Origin of the sequence: Streptomyces sp. NBC_01351 (assembly GCF_036237315.1) — a bacterium.
In the GTDB taxonomy this organism is placed as follows: Bacteria; Actinomycetota; Actinomycetes; order Streptomycetales; family Streptomycetaceae; genus Streptomyces.
Genome location: NZ_CP108356.1, coordinates 291635 through 309923, shown reverse-complemented (window position 1 = coordinate 309923; position 18289 = coordinate 291635). Strand labels below are relative to the sequence as shown.

The following is an 18289-nucleotide window of genomic DNA, read 5'->3' as shown; positions in this document are numbered from 1 at the left end:
CCGGCTCGCAGCCGACTCGGCACCCTGATGGGCCGGGTCACCCGACCGGGTGACCGAAGGAGCCGCCTGCGGGCGGTGATGCCTGGTCGAGGTCGTCGAGGAGCTGCCGGAACGGTCGGCGGAGGGCCACGGCGAGGGGTCGGGAGTCTTCGCGTACGTAGCCGGCCAGGCAGTCCCCGGCGGTGATCAGGGCAGGGCGGGCATTGCCGCCGGACAGGACTTCTCCGATGGCCCGCGAGGTCAGCGCGGCAAGTTCGGGCAGTCGGCCTCGCGCGCGGGCGAGGTCCGCGGCCAGGTCCTCCCGGCCGGTGAGCACGGCGACCTCCCTGGCCAGGGTCCCCAGAGGGGTGGTGAGCCCGTCGGCGGTGGCGATGCGCCGGGCCTGGAGGCGTACCGCGTCTCGGTGGCGGCGGCGCAGGGGGTTGAACCTCATGGCGCGTTCGGCTTCGCGGGCGCGGGCGGCGTTGGCGTGGACCGCTTCGATGTGGGCGTTCACCAGGGTGAGGTTGTCGTGGGCGGCGGCCGGTCCGGCACCCAGGGCGGCCGCGGTACCGGTCAGGGCCCGGATCAGGTGCACCCGGGTGTCGTCGACGATGGCCGTCAGGACCCGGTGGGGATCGGGCGGCCACAGCAGCGGGGCCAGCAGGATCGTGACCGCCGCTCCCTCGGCGGTCTCCCACGCGCGGTGCAGTGCGTAGGCATCGGGCGAGGTGCTGGCGAAGACGAGCAGCGACGACGCCGCGACCTGGATGTTCAGCCCGCCGCCGGCCCGCAGGACCATGCCGATGCCCAGCCCGATGGCGACCACCAGCGTCAGCGCGGCGGTCGACGGGCGCAGCACGTTCAGTACGGCGAGCCCGATCAGCACGCCCGCGACCACGCCCAGCGCCCGCTGGAGCGATGTGCCCAGGGCCGTCATCGGATCGCCGCGCAGGGCCACCAGCGGGACGACCGCCGCGAAGACCGGCGGCTGGTCGGCGCCCAGCCACAGCGCGACCTGCCAGGCGACCGCGACGGTGACCACGATGCGGGCCGCCGCGGGGCCTTCGGTCCGTACGATCTCCCGGGCTCGGTGGCCCCGGTCGGCCCGGTCGGCCCGGTCGGCCCGTGCTGCTCCGGCATCGGCGAGGTCGCTCATCCGTGCCTTTCGACGAGGCGTCCGTGCGCGCCGGCAGGTCGGACGCTCCGAGATCCGTGCGGTCGTACGCCGCTGCTTCCGCCGTTTCCGCTGCCTCAGCGTGCGGTGCCCCGCCCGCCCGACGCCGCCATTACACCGACAGCGGCATGTCACACACCGTCAGACCGACCGGGACGCGCGGCCTCGGGCTTCCACCCCCAGGCCGTGAGCATCCCCGGCGACAATCCGGTGCACCGGGGGGAGTCCAGGTAGCGCACGGCCTCGTCGAGCCCGGCGTCGTCGATGAGCCCGGTCGCCACCATGGCCGCCCGCGCCCGCTGCCAGGTGTCGGCCCAGAAGCGGCTGATCGCGCTCCCCGCCACGAGCGGTGGTACGTGGATCTCGGCGGCCACCGGTTCCAGCCCGGCGGCCCGCAGCAGCTCGGCACGGTGGGGCACCTGGGAGACATCGGTCCCGATGCTGTCGCGCAGCCCCTGCCACATGGCCCGCATGGCGCGGGTGTACGGGGTCAGGGGCGTCGAGTCCGTGGTCAGGTCGACCGCGTCGCTGACCACCAGGACCCCGCCGGGAGCGAGCAGCCCGGCGAGCTTGGAGACCGTCTGCTGTGGGGCGGGCAGGTGCATGAGCACGAACCTGGCGTGCACCAGCCGGAACAGCCCGGGGGAGAACTCGTCGGACGTGATGTCCGCCTGGAGCGTGCTCAGCCCCGGCAAGGGGTGCTCCGCGAGGAACCGTACGTCGCGGTCGACCGCGAGGACCTGCGCCACCCCCGCCTCGTCGAGCAGCCGCCGCGCCACCGTGCCGGTGCCCGCGCCCACCTCCAGGCAGGTCCAGCCGGGCCCCACGCCCAGCTGCCGCAGCCGGGCCATGGTCGTCGCGTCGTAGGTGAGGGCCCCGAGGTCGATCCGCTCGTCCTCGCCCCGTTCCTGGGGACGGAAGACGCGCTCACCGTAACGGCCCTCGCTCGGGGGCCCTGCACCGGCCATGTGGCCATTGTGACAAGCGGGAGCGGAACCCACATGTCCTACGGCCCCACCGCGTTGGCGGAGGCCGTGGCTGTCGGTGTCAGTGGGAATCGGCTTGAAGCGGGAGCGGGAGCGGGAGCGGGAGCGGGAGCGGGAGCGGGAGCGGGGGTGAGGGGGTCGTTTCGGCATCGCGGAGGCCTTGGGTGGTGACCCGGGAGGCGAGGGGGATCGCGGCGAGGGTGAGTCCGACGGCTGCTGCGATGAAAGTGGCACGGATCCCCAGGCTGCGTCCGAGGAGGCCGCCGCCGAGGGCTCCGAGGGGGACGACACCCAGGACGATGAGGCGGTAGGCGGCGGTGACGCGGCCGAGGAGTTCGTCGGGGACTGCTGCCTGGCGGAGGGTGCTGACGACGATCTGGTTCAGTGAGGTGGCAAGAGCGGCGCCGAACATGGCGACCAGGGCCAGGGGCGTGCTGTGGCCCAGCCCGAGGACGGCGTAGCCGGCGGCCGGGGTGAGGGCGGCGAGCCAGGTGGTGGGGCCGCCTCCGATGCGGGGCACGACGTGTTCGGCGAGCAGTGAGCCGGCGATCGCGCCGGCTGCGGGAACGGCGATGAACAGGCCATAGCTCGACATGGCCAGTTGGTACGGGCCGGTGATCAGCAGGACGAGGAGTCCACCGGTGGCCGCACTGAAGAAGTTGATTGCCGCCGAGATGAACGCGACTCGGCGCAGCAGTTCGTGGCGCCAGAAGTGGGCCCATCCGGAGCGTATGTCCTGGGTGATGGTGGTCGGGTTCGAGCGGCGGTTCTCGTGTTCCTTGCCGGTGGGGCGGAGCGCGGGCAGCAGCAGGGCCGCCAGGCCGGCGAGGGCGAACGCGGCCGCGCCGGTGTAGAAGGCCGCCGATGCCGCCAGCGCGAACAACGCCGCGCCGGCAGGCGGACCGATGAAGGTGTTGATGACGGACTGCGTGGCGAACAGTCTGCCGTTGGCGCGCTCGAGCTTCTCGCGGGGCAGGAGACGGGGCGGGATGGCCAGGGCGGCGTTGTCGACCATCGTTTCGGCACAGCCGGCAATGAACACCGCGGCGTAGAGAAGCGCGACGTGGCGCCATCCGTCGGCCAAGGCGAGGGCGAGCAGCGCGAAACCCGCCGCGCGCAGCCAGTTGCCGAGAATGAGTATCCGGCGTCTGTCCATGCGGTCGGCCATTGCGCCGGTGGGGAGGGTCGCGAGCAGCCAGGGCAGGAACTGCACCACCGTCATGCCCGCCACCACGAGCGGGTCACGGGTCAGCGTGGCGACGAGCAGCGGTGCGGCTGCCTGCAACACCCCGTCGGCGAGGTTCGAGGACGCTTGGGACGCCCACAGTGCGGTGAACGGCCTGAGGGCGGCGACGGACACGATCGTTCTCCTCGGGTGCTCTCATGGGTGATTGGCTGATGGGGAATGATGCCAAGAGGATCACCTCACATGCAATCATGGCTTTGCCCGTGAGGGTCGCCTCGCGGGCGCGAGCGCCTTTGCCGGCGAGAGGAGCTGATGGTGAGGTTCGGCCACATCGCGGGTGACCGCATGCTCGACCTGGTGAACACCGTTGCCTGGCGGCTCGGCGGACCCGAACGCGTTGAGGCCCTGAAGACCTTCTCCGACGTCGTCGAGTGGTGCATCGAATCCGACCTGCTCAGCACGGATGAGGCCGCGTCCTTGCACGACCTCGCCGGCCGGGACGGAGCCCGGGCCGAGCGGGAACGGGAACAGGTCGTCGAAGCGCGCGAGAAGGCCTACGGAGTTCTCTTCGACAACGACCGCGAAGCCGCCGCAGACCTCGCGAGCATGTACCGGGCGGCGATCGCCGCAGCCGACATGGTCCACACGGACGGCCGCTGGCAATGGCAAGACCGGGACGCCGACCTCCGCCTGCCCCGCAATCGCATCGTCCGCGGGCTCGTGACTCTCACCCAGCGCGACGACCTCGATCGCCTCCACCAATGCGAAGACGCCAAGTGCGGCTGGGTCTACCTCGACACATCACCGCGGCGGAACCGCCGTTGGTGCAACACGAAGGACTGCGGCGACCGCAACCGCGCCCGTGCCTACTACGCCCGGCAGAAGGCGAAGAGTCCTCAGCCCTGATGCATTCACCGGATTCCTCGCAGGATGCCCGGACTCCGAGGCCGGCTGAGACCGGCCGTGGACGTGGCAGAACAGCCGCTCCACGGGCATGGCGCGTCCGACCGTAGTCACGGTGAGACGTCGACGGCTAGGACGCGGCGCCCCATCCGGAGCGTCACCTCCACCGCCGGGTGCACCGTGCCCGGCGCACGCCGCACTGCCGCGACCGCCAACCCGAACGAATGAACGGCGTACCCGAACGTCCGCACCGTAGGACGTCCGTAAATGACTGGCGCGCCATCGAGATGCGGCGGATCATCCGCAGGGGCCGGGAGCTTCCCCGAGCCCGCTCGCTCCGTCTGCCGAGGGGATGCCGTGATGACGGTTGTTGCGTCTGAGCTGTCCGGGTCCGACCCCGAGGTCCGCGTGGTGGCCGGGGTGGTGCGGGGCAGCCGGGAGGCGGGTGTTGCGGTATTCCGTGGCATCCCGTTCGCCGAGCCGCCGGTCGGCGCGCTGCGTTTCGCCGCGCCGCGGCCGGTACGGGGGTGGGACGGGGTGCGCGCGGCTGTGGCGTACGGGCCGCCGCCCCCTCAGGGCGGCCATTTCGGCATGGACGCGCTGGCGCTGGACGCGGCGGGCGACGACTGGCTGACGGTCAACGTCTGGTCGCCCGCGCCCGGCCCGGACGCGGGGCTGCCGGTGATGGTGTGGATCCAGGGCGGCGCCTACACGATCGGCATGTCCGGTCTCCCCGAGTACGACGGCGGCCGCCTGGCCCGTGACGGCGTCGTCGTGGTGACGTTCAACTACCGGGTGGGCCTCGAAGGTTTCGGGCAGATCGAAGGGGCGCCAGCCAACCGGGGGCTGCTCGACCAGGTCGCCGCCCTGGAGTGGGTACGTGACAACATCAAGGCCTTCGGCGGTGACCCGGACCGCGTCACAGTCTTCGGCCAGTCGGCGGGTGGCGGGTCGGTCGCCGCGCTGTTGGCCGTGCCGCGGGCGGCCCGGCTCTTCGGCAGGGCCGTCGCACAGAGCGTGCAGGGCACGTTCTTCGCGCCGGAGCTCGCCGCCGACATCGCCTCCGCGTGTGCCGCCGAGTTGGGGCTGCAGCCTACGATCGCCGACCTGCGCACGGTGGAACCGGAGCGGCTGTCGGCCGCCGGCGATGCGGTCGGCGCCAAGATGGACCGGTGGGCGGATCGCTGGGGCCGGGCCGCGCACCGGTCGATCCCGTTCTCGCCGGTCGTCGACGGTGACGTCCTGCCGGTCACGCCATGGCAGGCCCTGGCCGACGGAGCCGGCCGCGACATCGAACTCCTCGTCGGCCACACCCGGGACGAACAGCGGCTGCTCACCGCGCTCGACGGCCTGCTCGGCCAGGTGACACCGGACCAGGCGGCGACCGCCCTGCGCCTCTTCGCCCCCGGCGGCCAGGACGGCGCGCGCCGATACCACGACGGCTTCCCGGCCGCGGGCCCCGATGAGCTGTACGAGCTGGTCCACTCCGACTGGCTGTTCCGCATGCCGAGCCTCCACCTTGCCCAGGCCCAGACCACCGCCGGCGGACGAGCCCACCTCTATGAGCTGACCTGGCCCGCCCCGGGCATGGGCGGCATCCTGGGCGCCTGCCACGGCCTCGATGTGCCGCTGGTCTTCGGCAACCTCGACCGCGGCCAGCCCGCCCTGCTGATCGGCGAGGCACCCTCCCCGGAGGCCGAGGCTCTGTCCGCTTCGATGCGCGCCGCATGGACGGCGTTCGCCACACACGGTGACCCCGGCTGGCCCGCGTACGACACCGAACGATGCCTCCTACAGCTCTTCGACACCCGGCCGAGCGTTACCGCCTATCCGGAGGAGACCTCCCGCCTGATCTGGCAGAACCACCCGTTCCCCGTACTGCCGCTGACCGGCCGCGGCTGAGGTTGTCCGTGCGACCCGCCGTCCCGGCTCCTCGTACCACCCGAGGGCGGCCGAGATGCTGACCGCCCACCCTCCCCCTTGCAGGTGGGGGAGCCGGACTGATCACACGCAAGGAGCTGCCGGCCGGCGCCCAGGCAGCCCCGACCATGACCATGACCGTCCCTACGGCGGCGCGAGCCGTCGTTGCGCGACCAGCGGAGCATGAAGGCCCGGGCGGGGCTGGTGGGCTGAGAGGCGCCGTACCTCCCGGCGGGCGGTCGTCGTGTTCGACATCGGATGCCCGCCGGGAGGTACGGAGTCCGGTCCGGGCTACGTTGCGGGGACGGTGACGGCGGCCTCGATGCAGGGACCGCCGCGGCTCACCCGCCGCGACCACCGATCGGCCAATTCGGCGAGCGCGGGCACGTACGCGGGGTCGATGAGTCAGTCGTTCCTGCCGTGGGTCCTTGAAGCCGGACAGGGTGTGGCCAGCGTGATGGTGCTGTCCAGTGGCCGATCGCGCTGCGTATCGCTCGCGTCTCATGCGGTCCCAAGATGCGGCACGGGTTCGCTCGCCATACGCACGTTGGGCAACCTGCCTCGCCACAGCTCACGCTGGCCCGTGAGCTGGAAACCGTGGCGCTCGTAGAACCGGATTGCTCTCCCGTTGTACTCAGTCACCCACAGGTGCATGGGAGCTCCGTCCGCCCATAGGAAGAACTCACTCATCAGCTGACCGCCGATGCCCTGGCCTTGGGCTTCGCTCAGCAGATACATCGGTCCGAGGGTCACTGGTTCGTCCCGGCGGCCACAGAGGACACCAGTAATCTCAGCCTCGGATCGGACGACACGGCAGAAGAGCCGTTCAGGGTGGCGAGCGACCTCGTCAATGAACTCTCGCCACTGCGCAATGCCCTCGGCGGTGACAGCGGACCCTCGCTGCTCGCGGATCCACGTCTCATCAATGCCGGCTTCTTCGTTGGGGTAGGTCTGGAGCCAGGCCGTGAGCTGCATACGGCCCAGGGATGCAGCATCGTCGGGACTGGGCGCTTCGATTCGGTGGACCATGGCGCCATTCTCAGGGGTGCAACTGACCTGCCGCATGCGGTTATGCCACTGCTGGCCCCGTCGATCGACTCCTGCGGCGAGGGCGTGGAGGCTGGGAAAGCCTTCCTCCCGGACGGCGTCGAACCGTCACCCAGAGTGATCGCTTCACGGAAGCGGAAGTTGAGCCAGAACCTGAGAACTGGCAGTACCTGGGGGCAGCCCCGGGGCGGCGTGAAGCAGGACGGCCAGTTTCGCGCAGTAGCCGCAGGCTCGTTCGGCTCCGTGGAAGGATGAGCGGATGTGGTTGCGACTGCCGTTCGGGGATGGGTTAAGGGCCGAGCTGGGATCGCCCAGGCGCTCTCGCAGACTGGGCAGCAGCCCGCGCTCGCGCGTGTGGCGCGTCGAGTTGCCAGAGGCAACGGCGGTGGTGAAGCAGATCGTCGACGGTCCCGATGCCGACGAGCGATACGCCCGTGAGGTGTCCGCCCTGAGGCTCGCCGCCCGAGCTGAAATGCCCGTGGTGCCCGCGTTGCTGGCCACCGATCCCGGCGAGCGGGTCTTGGTTCTGGAGCATCTGGATCACCGACGCCCGGCCGGCGACTGGATCGTCGACTATGCAGCCACATTGGCGCGGCTGCATGCCACCGCCCGTCCGGAGGACGTTGGGGTACTTCCCCGGTGGCGGGGCCCGAACCAGGCAGATATCGCCGCTTTTCTGCGGCTGGCCGTGGCTCTGGACGTTCCTGTCGCCTCTGGCGTGTCCGGCGAACTGGATGACCTGGTCAACCGGCTCGGCCAGGCATCTGGGCATGCCCTTCTCCACGGGGATCCCTGTCCCGGTAACGATCTTCATACCGCCACGGGGATCCGATTCATCGACTTTGAGCAAGCGTCGCTGGGCAGCGGCTTGATGGAGCTCGCCTATCTACGCATCGGGTTTCCGACTTGCTGGTGTGTCACTTCAGCGTCGGAGCCGCTGCTGGAACGGGCGGAGAGCGCATACCGCGATGCGTGGCGCGCCGCGACCGGCTCCGAAACCCAAGATGACCTCACTGACGCGTGCGCCGGCTGGCTGCTCCGCGGCGACGGGCTGGTTGAGCGAGCGCGCCGCGAAAGCACTGATCATCTGGCCCGGATTCCGCACCGGGACTGGACGTGGGGCACCGCGACCGCCCGGCAACGGCTGGTCCACCGGCTCGGGGTCGTTGGCCAGATGACGGCCGACCACGCATCGCTTAGCGGCATGAGCAGCCTCAGCACCGCTATGCGCCAACGAATGCTCGCTCGCTGGCCCACGCTTCAGCCAGTCCCGACAAGGCGACCGTAGAAGTCGGCTGACACCCCCAGAATCGTTGACGAGTCACTGGCATGCCGACCTAACGATGACTTGTTGCTCGGCGCGAGCGCGGGTGGTGCCGCAGCGGCCTTCGCGAAGCGGACGGTGCCAGCGACCGTGTCCCGGTCGGTGAGCGCGAGCGTGCCGATCTCGCGCTCAGCGGCACGTCGCACAGGTCGGCGTGTGCGGAGCACCTCGAACGCATGGCGACGTCCGGTTGCTGTGTGGTGGTTCGACCAGGTGGCCGGCGCGTGATCTTGGTCGTCTGTACAGGTCACCGCGGAACGTCCCGGATCTACCGTACTGGCAGGGCCGTTGACCGCTCGGGGCCGCACCGCCGGCCGGCCGGTGCCGCGTCGTATCCAGGACAACAGCCGGACGGCGGGCGTGAGGCCCGAACGGCTTAAAGAGCAGGGGGATCCGACATGTTCAAGGTGGTCTCATCAGACGGCACGGCAATCGCCTGTGAGCGGCACGGCGACGCGGGTCCGGCGCTGATTCTCGTCGGCGGCACCTTGATGACCCGGGTCCGGCACGCACCGCTCGCCTCGCTGCTGGCAGGTGACTTCAGCGTCATCAACTACGACCGCAGGGGTCGCGGTGACAGCGGTGACAGCACCGTCTACGACGTTCAGCGCGAGGTCGACGACCTGGACGCGCTGATCGAGCGGGTGGGCGGGCCGGTGCTGCTCTTCGGGATGTCCTCCGGAGCCGTCCTGGCCCTGGAGGCCGTGGCCAGGGGTAGCGCGGTGTCCGCCGTGGCCCTGTACGAACCGCCGTTCATCGTCGACCAGACCCGCCCACCGCTGCCCGCCGACTACGTCGACCACATGAAGGCGATCGTCGCTCGGGGGGATGTAACCGAGGCCCTTACCCACTTCCTGACCGTGGGCCTGGCCATGCCGGACGAAGCCATCGCCCAGATGCGGCATACCCCAGTCTGGGCTGCGTGGGAGGCCGCCGCCCCGACCCTGCCCTACGACGGTCAGCTGATGGCCGGCACCATGTCCGGCCGGCCGCTGCCCACCGACCGCTGGCGGTCCGTGAAGGTGCCCGTGCTCGTCGGCTACGGCAGCGCGGGCGAGACGTACATGGCCAACGGGGCGAAGGAACTCGCCGCCCACGGGGACAACTACACCCTGCACGCCTTCCCTGGCCAGAACCACAGCGTCGACCCACACGCCCTCGCGCCTGTGCTGACCACGTTCTTCACGGCGGTGCGATAGATCTCGGTCGAGAACGGCCCTCGCGATCAGCGCGTCCAACCCCGCCTGGGATTTGTCGGTCTGCGTCGTCTAGGTGCGCCGGGCGTACGCACGGGCGGCGCGGGCAGGGTCGCCGCAGCGGGTGGAGCACCAGTGGCGGCGTCCGTGGCGCGGCAGGTAGTGGTTGCCGGGGTGGAGCCGCAGGCGGTGACGCGGTCGGCGTCGGGGCCAGGCCGTCCCCGTCGGTGAAGACGGGCCACTTGCCGATGAAGGCCCACTGCTGCCGGCGGGCGTCGGTGAATCGGACCTCGACCAGGCCGGGCTGGGGTTCGTCGTTGACCCAGCGGACCGCTTCACAGCTCAGGAAGGCCTGGGGCTGACTCTGCCAGTCACGGCCTGAGACCGGCCAACGGGCCGGAAAGGGGCTGCCAAGCACGGCGGTTGAACGTGATGACCGCCAGGGCCTACGACCGTTCACGGGCGCCACCGTGTTCTTGGCTTCGCGAAGCCGATCGAGGCCCACGCCCGTGCCCACGCTTGACAAGTAGGGCGAACCATACGGCGTGGGCACCGAGTCCGTCGCCCGGGCTGACGGTCTCGAGGCCTCCAAGCGGAGTGGTCTCACGGGCGTCGCAATGGCCGTGCACGTCGTTGCCGTTGCCGGGAAACGTGTGCTCACCAGGGGGAGACGGGTCCGTCCGCTTCGAGCCCGTACTGGTGGAGCTCACGAACTCGGGGCCCAGACCCTTCCTTGGGTCCGTCCGCGGACATGGTCACGGTGGCCGCGGCGTCGGTTCTGTCCTGCAGCCCGCAGCCCGCAGCCCGCAGCCCGCAGCCCGCAGCGCCGACGCGACGCCCGCGCGACGCTGACGATCCTGATGCGGCGTCGCGGCTCGCGCTGAGGGCGTCGGCGGAGGCTGGGGATGTGCTCCGGGGCTCCGCCGACGGCTCGGCGCTGGTGTCGGACCCCCGTGCCACACTGCGGTCCATGTCTCTCGCCGAACTCACGCTCGACCAGTGGCGGTCCGCCGACCTGCCCACCGCACGCCGGATCGCCCAGCAGGCAGCGGAACTGGTGGCGGGCCGCGTGGTTTCCGTCGAGACCGTCGAGCACCTCGGCGGCCCGATGCACCAGGTCCGGATCGAGCGCGCCGGCACCGAGTTGGCCCTGATACCCGGCGGCACGGTGGCCCTCGGGTTCGATCTGGACAGCTGGCGGCCGACGCCCGAACAGACTGCCGACTACGCGCAGAGCCTGAAGCAGGGCTTCGGGTACGGCCCCGACCTCCGGGCGCACCTGGCGGAGGTGCTCAGTCCGCACCGGAGCGCCACCTTGGCCGCGGTGCTGATGGCCGTGGAGGCCGAAGCCCTGACCGAGCTGCCGGCCGACATGCCGGCCGTGCTCGCCGCGCGCGGCCTGCGGATGCCCACGGCCGACGAGTGGGAGCACGCGTGCGGAGCGGGAGCGGCCACCCTCTTTCGGTGGGGCGACGACTGCCCGCTCGACCGCATCCCCTATGACCACCTGACCGGACCGCACAGCGGGCTCAGCGCGTTCGGCCTGCGCATCGCCCACGACACCTACAGCATGGAGCTGACCAGCGACGTCACGGCGGTACACGGCGGGGACGGTGGCGAGTCAGCGTGCGGCGGGTACGGCAACCTGCTGGCGTGGCTGCCCCTGGCCACCGCCAACCGCAATCCCTTCATGGCCGAGTTCGTCTACGGCCCGGACGGTGAGGACCTCTGTGAGGACTTCTCCACCCGGCCGGTACTGCAGCTCTGAACCCTTCGGCTCATGTCCGCGGACAGAAATCGGGCGGCGGCTTGGGCGACCCCGCGGTCGTGGAAGACGCCGCCCGCCTGGTGCGCAGCGTCGTGCGGGTAGCGAGGACCCCCTGGCAGAAGCACAGCGTGCAGTCGTGGTGGACGCGGTGAAGGACCCCACCCCCTGCTACGAAGGCGACAGCGCCCAGGCGTACGGTCGACTGTTCGACAACAGCCTGGACGACGCGGGGGAAGCGCTGCGGTGAACGAGACGACGAACCCGGCACGGCAAGGCCCCGGTGGTGGGACCCGGTTGGTGGGCACCGTCGTGTGCACCCTCCTCCTCGCCCTGGGCAACCTGGTGACCGGCTACCTCGCGTTCCTGGCGTACGCGGTGGGGCCGGCCGGTCCCTGGGACACCGAGGGCCTCGCCCACGCCGAGTACGCGGCGGGCCTGGGGCTGGCCCTGGCCGTGGCGACGGCACTGCTCTCGTGGGTCTTCGTGAAGGCCGAGTGGGTGGGCCGGGGATGGTTCGCCGCTCCGGCGGTGCCGGCCGTGGCCGCAGTCCTGCGCCTGACCCTGCTCGCGCCCGGACTCTGACGCGACTGAGGGTCTCAACCCCGGAGTACCGAGGTGGGACCCATGGGGAGCCGGTTGTTCCGGCGCGCTGGCTGCCATCCTCGGAATCGGCCTGTCGTGCTCCTGTACGAGGCTGGACGTGCCTCGCCGCGGAGGGGTTCCTTCAGGCCCCGGCCGGTACCGAAGCGGGTGTCGGGTCGCTCCTCAGCGCAGCGGAGTACCAGTGGCGGTGCACGAGCGGCTCGACGCACAGCACCGCGGCGCCCGCGACCGTACCCACGAGGAGCGAGGCCACGCCGCCCCCGCGCACGAACGAACCGACGCAGGCGGCGGCGATCACCAGCGGCCGCAGCAGGGTCAGGGGGCCGAGGCCCGCCACCACGGCCAGGGTGCTGGCCCGGAACGGCAGGAAGAAGTACGCGGCCAGCGACAGCAGCACCGCCGACGCGTAGCAGGCCAGGGGAGCCAGGTAGCCGATGCCGCCCTCGGTGAGGGTCGCGTACGTGCGGTCGCGGTCGGCGGCGGTCAGTACGACGCCGCAGGCCGTGAGCACGGGGGCGAGCAGCAGCACACTGCCCACGGCCAGGCCGCGCAGGGAGGCCCGGGCGACGGCGCGGTGCTTGCGGATCCGGGCGTCCCGTCCCGCGTACGCACGGAAGCCGCTGAACGCCGAGTCCACCAGCCCCAGCGCGGCGAGCGCCAAGGCCACGGCCGGGGTCCCGCCCAGCGCGGTCATCGCGGCGCCCCGCCGAGCTGCTCGGGGCCCACGAGCCGGCGCGCGGCGCGGCCCATCGCCCGGCGCAGGGGAGCCTCCAGTTCGGGGCGGACGCCGAGGACCGGCCGCAGGGTGGTGCAGAACGGGTTCGCCAGCCCCCGGGGCTCGTACAGCAGCGGCCGCATGCCCGGCGCCGCCGCCGCGTGCAGCAGCGTCTCGTCGGTGTGGGCCCGACGGGCCGAGGCGACCCCGTCGTGGCGGCCGAGAGGATGTCGCATCCGCGCCCGGTGGAACACCCAGGCCCCGACGGGCGCGAGCCGGGTGGCGGCGATGTCGAAGTGGCAGAAGGCGAGCGCGGGCGAGGCGGCCTGGGCCCGGAAGAACTCCGCGAGGTCGGGGCCCCGGAAATGGTGCAGCACGCCCGTGGACACGTACACGGTGGCGGCTTCGGGAAGATCGAAGGCGTTCCCGTGGACGAAGCGACAGTCCAGGCCCTCGGCCCGGGCCAGCCGGCCGGCCTCGCCGACGAGCGCGGAGTCCAGGTCGACGCCCACGAGCTCGACGTCCGGTCCGAGCGCGCCGTGGGCGGCGAGCCAGCGGATGACGTAACCGAGACCGGAACCGATGTCGACCAGGCGCAGCGGCGTCCCGCCGCCCGCGGACACGGCCGTCGCGCGGATGGCGTCGAACAGCGGGCCGAGCACGTGGACGAGCCGCTCGCCGATGCGCAGTTCCTCGCTGAGCCGCTGCAGCTCGGTGTGCACGTCGATCATCAGGCGGTCAACGGCCGCCGGGTCGAGCACGCCCTGCCGGTCGGCGGGCAGCGCCTCGACTATGCGGGCGCCGCGCCGGTCACCGGCCTCGTGGAGTCGGCGGATCACCTCGTCCCGGCGCACGGGCAGGCGAGCGCCGCTGTGCGGGTCCGTGGCGGTGATCAGGTCCGATATCTCAAGGTGGGGCACGGTCGAGAACCCTAACCGCTCCCGGTCCGGCCCGGCCCGGACGCGGGTCCGGGCGGGGGCCCGGACAGGGGCCCGGCCGGGCCGGCGTGGCCGCACCCCTCGGATCGGCCGACTTGGCCTCCCCGGCGCGTAGGCTGCCCGCACCGACAATTCGTTGTGAAAGGAATGAAAGTGGCCTCTCGTCTCAATCCGTACATCAGCTTCGCCGGTGACGCGAAACAAGCCATGGAGTTCTACGAGCAGGTCTTCGGCGGCACCCTGGCCGTCCACACCTATGGCGACTTCGGCTCCGAGGCGCCCCCCGGATACGCCGACAAGATCATGCACGGCATGCTGGAGACCCCCAGCGGATTCACCCTGATGGGCGCCGACAATCCGCCCGGCACCCAGCACGAGCCCGGGAACAACATCGCGGTGAGTCTGAGCGGCGACGACGCGGACGAACTGCGCGGCTACTGGGAGAAGCTGTCCGGCGGCGGCACCGTGTCCGTCCCCCTGGAGAAGCAGATGTGGGGCGACGTGTTCGGCATGTGCACGGACAAGTTCGGCATCACGTGGATGGTCAACGTCAACGAACGGCAGAGCTGACTCGCCGCCCCTGCCGCCCCTGCCGCCCCCGCCCCCGCCGCCGCCGCCGACGACGCGTCGGCGGCCGCTCGCGGTCGGACGCGGGTTGAGCGAGCCGTTACCGGGTCACCCGTACGGTCACCGTCTTCGGCCGTTGGTACTCGTGCAGGGCGAGGATGCTCAGGTCGGTGCCGTGGCCGGACGTCCCGCGCCCTCCATGGGGGAGTTCGGCCGTCTGGACCAGATGGCAGTTGAGCCATGCCTCGCCCGCGTTCAGGCGGGCGACCAGATCGAGGCCGGTGGTCAGGTCGGTGGTCCACACGCTGGCGGCGAGCGCCTGCGGAACGGCGTTCGCCATGGCCAGGGCCGCCTCCGTGTCCGGTGCCTGCTGCACGGTGAGGAGGGGACCGAACACCTCCTCGGTGATCGCCGGATCGTTGTACGGGAGATCGGCGAGCAGGCGTGCCGGGCGCCAATGTCCTTGCACCCCACGGGTGTCGGGGGCGTCGGGGGTGATGTCGGCCGCGAGGCCGGCCGCGAGGTTGCGCTTGGCCGCGGACGAGGCGACCAGGCGGTCGTAACGGGCCGCCTGGTCCGGATTGTTCAGCGGGCCGAAGTCGCGGCCGGCCAGCCGAGAACCCAGCGCTGCCGCAAGCCCGGCAACGGTGGCCTCGTAGTTCTCGGCGAGGGTGATCACCCGAGCCGGGGCGGCGCAGCTCTGGCCCGCGTTGTACGTGGCGGCCTCCGCGAGGGACGCGTAGGTGTCGGCCGGGGAGTCCGGGAGGACGATCGCCGGTGCGTTGCCGCCCAGTTCCAGGCTGACGCGGCGGGTGCCCGCGCGTACGGTCACGTCGGCTCCAGCCCGGGCGCTGCCGGTGAACGCGATCATGTCCACCGCGGACTCCACGAGCAGGCGGCCGGTGCGCCGGTCACCAGGTAGGCACTGGAGCACCCCCTCGCCCAGGGCCCCCGCCGCGTGCTCCGCGAGCAGTTCCAGGCTGTCGGGGGTCGTCTCCGCGGGCTTCGCCACCACCGTGTTCCCCGCGGCGAGGGCCGGTGCGCAGCGCCAGGCGGCCATCAGCAGCGGGTAGTTCCACGGCACGATCGCCCCGACCACGCCGATCGGCTCCCAGCGGACCCAGCTTTCGTGGCCCGGCACCAGCTGCCCCGAGGCCGGGGCGGTCCGGGTGCGCGCGGCCGTCGCGTAGAAGCGGAACAGGTCGGCCACCTGCTCCAGCTCGCCCGCCGTCTCCGCCGAGGGCTTCCCCGTGCCGGCCTGCTCGCGGGCCGCGTACTGCTCCGCGTGCTCCTCGATCAGGGCCGCGAGGCGGTCCAGTCGGCGGCCCCGCTCCTTCGGGGTCAGGGCCCTCCAGCCGGGGAGTGCGGCGCGCGCCCCCGCCACGGCGCCCGCCACCTCGGGCTCCCGCGAGAGGGGGGCCGTACCGCGTGCCCGCCCGGTGCGGGGGTCGGTCAGCTCGGTCAGCTCGGTGGGTGGGGTGTTCATGGGCGCCCTTCGCGGGTCGGGGTTCGATCGGAACTCATACGTCGTACGACCTCAGCCACAGCTCCAACGTCAGCACCAGCCACAGCTTTCCGCCCTGGCGCGGCAGCAGCGTGCCCTCGCCCTTCAGCCAGGTGCGGATGGTGTCCGGGCGGAACAGGCCCCGCTGCCGGGAGCGGCGGCCGAGGAGGAGTTCGTGGCCGAGCTCGCGCAGCGGACCGGTCAGCCACTGCTGGACCGGCACCCGCATCCCGCTCTTCGGGCGGTCGACCACGGTGCCCGGCAGCAGGTCCCGTACGGCCTCCTTGAGGATCCACTTCTCGGCCGTGCCGCGGAGCTTGTATCCGGGCGGGGTGGCGAAGGCGTGGTCGATCACCGACCGGTCGAAGAGCGGGGAGCGGCCCTCCACGCCCTGGGCGGACGTCAGGCGCTCCACCTTCGTGAGGATGTGGTGCGCCCCCTTCGTCCGCAGATTGCAGTGGAGAAGGCGGTTGAGGAGGTGGTCCATGGCATACGGGCCGCCGGCGCCGGCCTCCGGCAGCAGGTACGGCTCCACGTGCCGTTCCAGACGCGGGGCGTCCCGCAGGGCGTCGAGGACCGGGGCCGTCAGCAGGACGGGGAGGTCCGTCCAGCACTTGCGGTACGAGCGCAGGTACGCGGTCGCCCGGTCCTCGTCCCACGGCGCGCCCGGAGTCCGGTGCATCTCCTGGACCAGCATGGGGAGGTTCTTGGGTCCGCCGAAGACGGGGTCGCCGCCCTCGCCGTTGAGGACCACCGAGGCGCCGTCCGCGGCCACGGCTTCGGCCAGCATCAGGTTCGGCACGGTCAGCGGGTCACCCACCGGACTGTCCAGCAGCGCCGCGGCCTCCGCCAGCCGCGCGGCCACCGCCGCCCCCGAGACGTTCAGGATCCGGTGCCGGGTGTGGCAGTGGGATGCCACCAGACCGGAGTAGCCCAGCTCGTTGGGGAGGTCGTCGCCGAAGCTGATCGAGTACGTGTGGACGGGGTGCGTGTGGAGCTTGGCCGCCAGGGCCGTGACGAGGGAGCTGTCGATGCCCCCGGACAGCAGCACGGCGGCGGGCTCCGCGACCGGCAGCCGGGCCGCCGTCGCCTGCTCCAACAGGGCGCGCAGGGCCAGGACATGGTCCGTGGGGTCGGCCGGGACGGGGTCCTCGACGTACTCCCGGGGCTCCCAGTGGACCGTTTCGGTGACCCGCCCGTCGCGGGCGAGGCGCAGCACCCGGCCGGGCAGCACCTCGCGGACCCCGGTGAGCAGGGTCTCCTCCCCGGGCAGGTACGCGAAGGTGAGGAAGGAGCGGACGGCTGAGAGGTTCATGGACGTGCCGAGGGCCGGCCAGCGGCGCAGTGCCCGCAGCGAGGTGGAGGCGGCCCAGGCGGCGCCGGCCCGGGCGTAGTAGAGGGTGCGGGCGCCGACGTGGTCGCGGATCAGGACCAGGTCGGGCCCGTCGAGGACGGCCAGTACGAACATCCCCTCGGCGAGGGCGACCCCGGCATCGCCGAGCAAGGCCCAGCAGTGGAGGAGGAGTTCGCCGTCGGAGCAGTCGGGCGGTGGTGGCGGAGCGGCGGTCCGGGCCTTGAGGGCGGCGAAGAGCAGCGGGCGGTTGTGGAGGGTGACCTCACCGACCGCGGTGCGCCCGTGCGCGGTGAACGGGCCGGCGGCGCGGCCGGGTTCGCCGGGGATCAGGCTCATCCCGGCGCCCGGCACGTCCACGGGGGAGCGCCCCGGTCCTGCGGCGCCCATCGCTGCCAGATGGGCAAGGGCCTGCCCCGTGGTGTCGGCCAGGCAGGCGCAGAAGCGTGCCACGGACGGCTCCTTTCCCTTGGTGCTCACGTACTGATCGTGTACTGATCGCGGACTGCTCCGTACTCCGTGCCCGTGCCCATGCCCATGCCCGTACTCCGGCTCAGCCGAAGTCGTCGTCGCTCCAGGCGTCCCCGTCGCTGTCCCAGCCCGCTTCCCAGCTGTCGTCGCCCGTATCCTCCCCACCTCCCGAATCCCCGCCGCCGCCGGAGGACGACGACGCCTGGCTCTGCTCCTGCTGGCGGCGCAGGGCCTCTTCCTCCGCCGGGGTCATGTTCAGCGGCGGCAGATGGGCGGCGGTGATGGCGAGGGTCGCCACCCCCAGACCGGCCAGGAGCACCCCCATCCGGCCGCCGAAGGAGCTCCGGTTGACGGTGACCCGCTCCCCGCGAGCCCACACGGTGCGGCCGTAGCCGATGTCCCGGGCGTAGGTGGCGGTGCCGTCGGCCAGGGTGCGCTTGATGACGTGGTTGCCGAGCAGTTCGTCGGTCCCCGAGGCGCCCCGGTTGTCGCGCCAGCGCACCAGGTGGGGGCGGCCGGGGGTGCGGCTGCGCCACTCCTCCAGGCCGTCTTCGTACCTGCGGTGGACCGTGCCGTCGGCGAGGAGTTCGTCCGCGTAGCCGATCTCTTGGGGCCGGATCATCGTGTGCGTACCTCGGGTGTGTGGAAGGGGTC

Annotated in this window: 16 protein-coding genes and 1 pseudogene; 7 read left to right on the top strand and 10 right to left on the bottom strand. The window is 71.9% G+C overall.

Going from position 1 to position 18289, the window contains the following annotated elements; all coding sequences use genetic code 11:
* Positions 1 to 37 precede the first annotated feature (37 nt).
* The 3 genes from OG625_RS01575 to OG625_RS01565 all read right to left on the bottom strand — a co-directional run bounded on the left by OG625_RS01575 (position 38) and on the right by OG625_RS01565 (position 3502).
* Positions 38 to 1138 (bottom strand): FUSC family protein, encoded by a 1101-nt coding sequence (locus OG625_RS01575; RefSeq protein WP_329376166.1) that lies wholly within the window; start codon positions 1136 to 1138, stop codon positions 38 to 40.
* Between the two features lie 149 nt (positions 1139 to 1287).
* Entirely contained in the window at positions 1288 to 2124 is an 837-nt protein-coding gene (locus OG625_RS01570) for a class I SAM-dependent methyltransferase (protein WP_329376164.1), read from the bottom strand.
* A gap of 79 nt (positions 2125 to 2203) precedes the next feature.
* Positions 2204 to 3502, bottom strand: coding sequence for an MFS transporter (locus OG625_RS01565; protein ID WP_329376162.1), 1299 nt, complete (start codon positions 3500 to 3502; stop codon positions 2204 to 2206).
* Between the two features lie 138 nt (positions 3503 to 3640).
* Between OG625_RS01565 and OG625_RS01560 the strand changes: the two genes are divergently transcribed.
* On the top strand, positions 3641 to 4234 hold the full coding sequence (locus OG625_RS01560; protein ID WP_329376160.1) for a CGNR zinc finger domain-containing protein: 594 nt from the start codon (positions 3641 to 3643) through the stop codon (positions 4232 to 4234).
* Between the two features lie 357 nt (positions 4235 to 4591).
* A complete protein-coding gene (locus OG625_RS01555) occupies positions 4592 to 6133 on the top strand; it encodes a carboxylesterase/lipase family protein (RefSeq protein WP_329376158.1) in 1542 nt (513 codons plus the stop codon).
* A 519-nt stretch (positions 6134 to 6652) separates the two neighbouring features.
* Here OG625_RS01555 and OG625_RS01550 read toward each other — a convergent pair.
* Entirely contained in the window at positions 6653 to 7180 is a 528-nt protein-coding gene (locus tag OG625_RS01550; RefSeq protein WP_329376156.1) for a GNAT family N-acetyltransferase, read from the bottom strand.
* Positions 7181 to 7457: 277 nt separating this feature from the next.
* On the opposite strand from OG625_RS01550, the gene OG625_RS01545 reads away from it, so the two are divergent.
* Both OG625_RS01545 and OG625_RS01540 read left to right on the top strand, forming a co-directional pair.
* Entirely contained in the window at positions 7458 to 8486 is a 1029-nt protein-coding gene (locus tag OG625_RS01545) for an aminoglycoside phosphotransferase family protein (RefSeq protein ID WP_329376154.1), read from the top strand.
* 434 nt (positions 8487 to 8920) lie between these two features.
* On the top strand, positions 8921 to 9721 hold the full coding sequence (locus OG625_RS01540) for an alpha/beta fold hydrolase (RefSeq protein ID WP_329376152.1): 801 nt from the start codon (positions 8921 to 8923) through the stop codon (positions 9719 to 9721).
* 69 nt (positions 9722 to 9790) lie between these two features.
* On the opposite strand, the pseudogene OG625_RS01535 reads toward OG625_RS01540, so the two are convergent.
* Positions 9791 to 9930: pseudogene (locus OG625_RS01535) on the bottom strand (CGNR zinc finger domain-containing protein); the annotation flags it as partial.
* A gap of 758 nt (positions 9931 to 10688) precedes the next feature.
* Between OG625_RS01535 and OG625_RS01530 the strand changes: the two are divergent.
* The gene (locus OG625_RS01530; RefSeq protein WP_329376150.1) at positions 10689 to 11486 is read left to right on the top strand and encodes a hypothetical protein; all 798 of its coding nucleotides are present in this window, start codon (positions 10689 to 10691) and stop codon (positions 11484 to 11486) included.
* A gap of 243 nt (positions 11487 to 11729) precedes the next feature.
* Positions 11730 to 12068 (top strand): hypothetical protein, encoded by a 339-nt coding sequence (locus tag OG625_RS01525; protein WP_329376148.1) that lies wholly within the window; start codon positions 11730 to 11732, stop codon positions 12066 to 12068.
* A gap of 142 nt (positions 12069 to 12210) precedes the next feature.
* Here OG625_RS01525 and OG625_RS01520 read toward each other — a convergent pair whose 3' ends face one another.
* A complete protein-coding gene (locus tag OG625_RS01520) occupies positions 12211 to 12783 on the bottom strand; it encodes a hypothetical protein (protein WP_329376145.1) in 573 nt (190 codons plus the stop codon).
* On the bottom strand, positions 12780 to 13724 hold the full coding sequence (locus OG625_RS01515) for a class I SAM-dependent methyltransferase (RefSeq protein WP_329376143.1): 945 nt from the start codon (positions 13722 to 13724) through the stop codon (positions 12780 to 12782). Before OG625_RS01515 ends, OG625_RS01520 begins: the two co-directional genes overlap by 4 nt.
* A 171-nt stretch (positions 13725 to 13895) precedes the next feature.
* Here OG625_RS01515 and OG625_RS01510 point away from each other — a divergent pair, with 171 nt between their 5' ends.
* Positions 13896 to 14312, top strand: coding sequence for a VOC family protein (locus OG625_RS01510; protein WP_329376141.1), 417 nt, complete (start codon positions 13896 to 13898; stop codon positions 14310 to 14312).
* A gap of 97 nt (positions 14313 to 14409) precedes the next feature.
* Here OG625_RS01510 and OG625_RS01505 read toward each other — a convergent pair whose 3' ends face one another.
* The 3 genes from OG625_RS01505 to OG625_RS01495 form a co-directional block, all read right to left on the bottom strand.
* The gene (locus tag OG625_RS01505) at positions 14410 to 15795 is read right to left on the bottom strand and encodes an aldehyde dehydrogenase family protein (RefSeq protein ID WP_329376139.1); all 1386 of its coding nucleotides are present in this window, start codon (positions 15793 to 15795) and stop codon (positions 14410 to 14412) included.
* Positions 15796 to 15829: 34 nt separating this feature from the next.
* Complete coding sequence (locus OG625_RS01500) at positions 15830 to 17644, bottom strand: asparagine synthetase B family protein (protein WP_329376137.1); 1815 nt, start codon at positions 17642 to 17644, stop codon at positions 15830 to 15832.
* 73 nt (positions 17645 to 17717) lie between these two features.
* Positions 17718 to 18257: a hypothetical protein gene (locus tag OG625_RS01495; protein WP_329376135.1), complete on the bottom strand. Its 540-nt coding sequence runs from the start codon at positions 18255 to 18257 to the stop codon at positions 17718 to 17720.
* Positions 18258 to 18289 lie beyond the last annotated feature (32 nt).

What these genes read in the sequence shown, in the direction of transcription:
- OG625_RS01575 (WP_329376166.1), bottom strand. Translation starts at nt 1,138, where the DNA reads ATGAGCGACCTCGCCGATGCCGGAGCAGCACGGGCCGACCGGGCCGAC.
- OG625_RS01570 (WP_329376164.1), bottom strand. Translation starts at nt 2,124, where the DNA reads ATGGCCGGTGCAGGGCCCCCGAGCGAGGGCCGTTACGGTGAGCGCGTC.
- OG625_RS01560 (WP_329376160.1), top strand. Translation starts at nt 3,641, where the DNA reads ATGGTGAGGTTCGGCCACATCGCGGGTGACCGCATGCTCGACCTGGTG.
- OG625_RS01555 (WP_329376158.1), top strand. Translation starts at nt 4,592, where the DNA reads ATGACGGTTGTTGCGTCTGAGCTGTCCGGGTCCGACCCCGAGGTCCGC.
- OG625_RS01550 (WP_329376156.1), bottom strand. Translation starts at nt 7,180, where the DNA reads ATGGTCCACCGAATCGAAGCGCCCAGTCCCGACGATGCTGCATCCCTG.
- OG625_RS01545 (WP_329376154.1), top strand. Translation starts at nt 7,458, where the DNA reads ATGTGGTTGCGACTGCCGTTCGGGGATGGGTTAAGGGCCGAGCTGGGA.
- OG625_RS01540 (WP_329376152.1), top strand. Translation starts at nt 8,921, where the DNA reads ATGTTCAAGGTGGTCTCATCAGACGGCACGGCAATCGCCTGTGAGCGG.
- OG625_RS01530 (WP_329376150.1), top strand. Translation starts at nt 10,689, where the DNA reads ATGTCTCTCGCCGAACTCACGCTCGACCAGTGGCGGTCCGCCGACCTG.
- OG625_RS01520 (WP_329376145.1), bottom strand. Translation starts at nt 12,783, where the DNA reads ATGACCGCGCTGGGCGGGACCCCGGCCGTGGCCTTGGCGCTCGCCGCG.
- OG625_RS01505 (WP_329376139.1), bottom strand. Translation starts at nt 15,795, where the DNA reads ATGAACACCCCACCCACCGAGCTGACCGAGCTGACCGACCCCCGCACC.
- OG625_RS01495 (WP_329376135.1), bottom strand. Translation starts at nt 18,257, where the DNA reads ATGATCCGGCCCCAAGAGATCGGCTACGCGGACGAACTCCTCGCCGAC.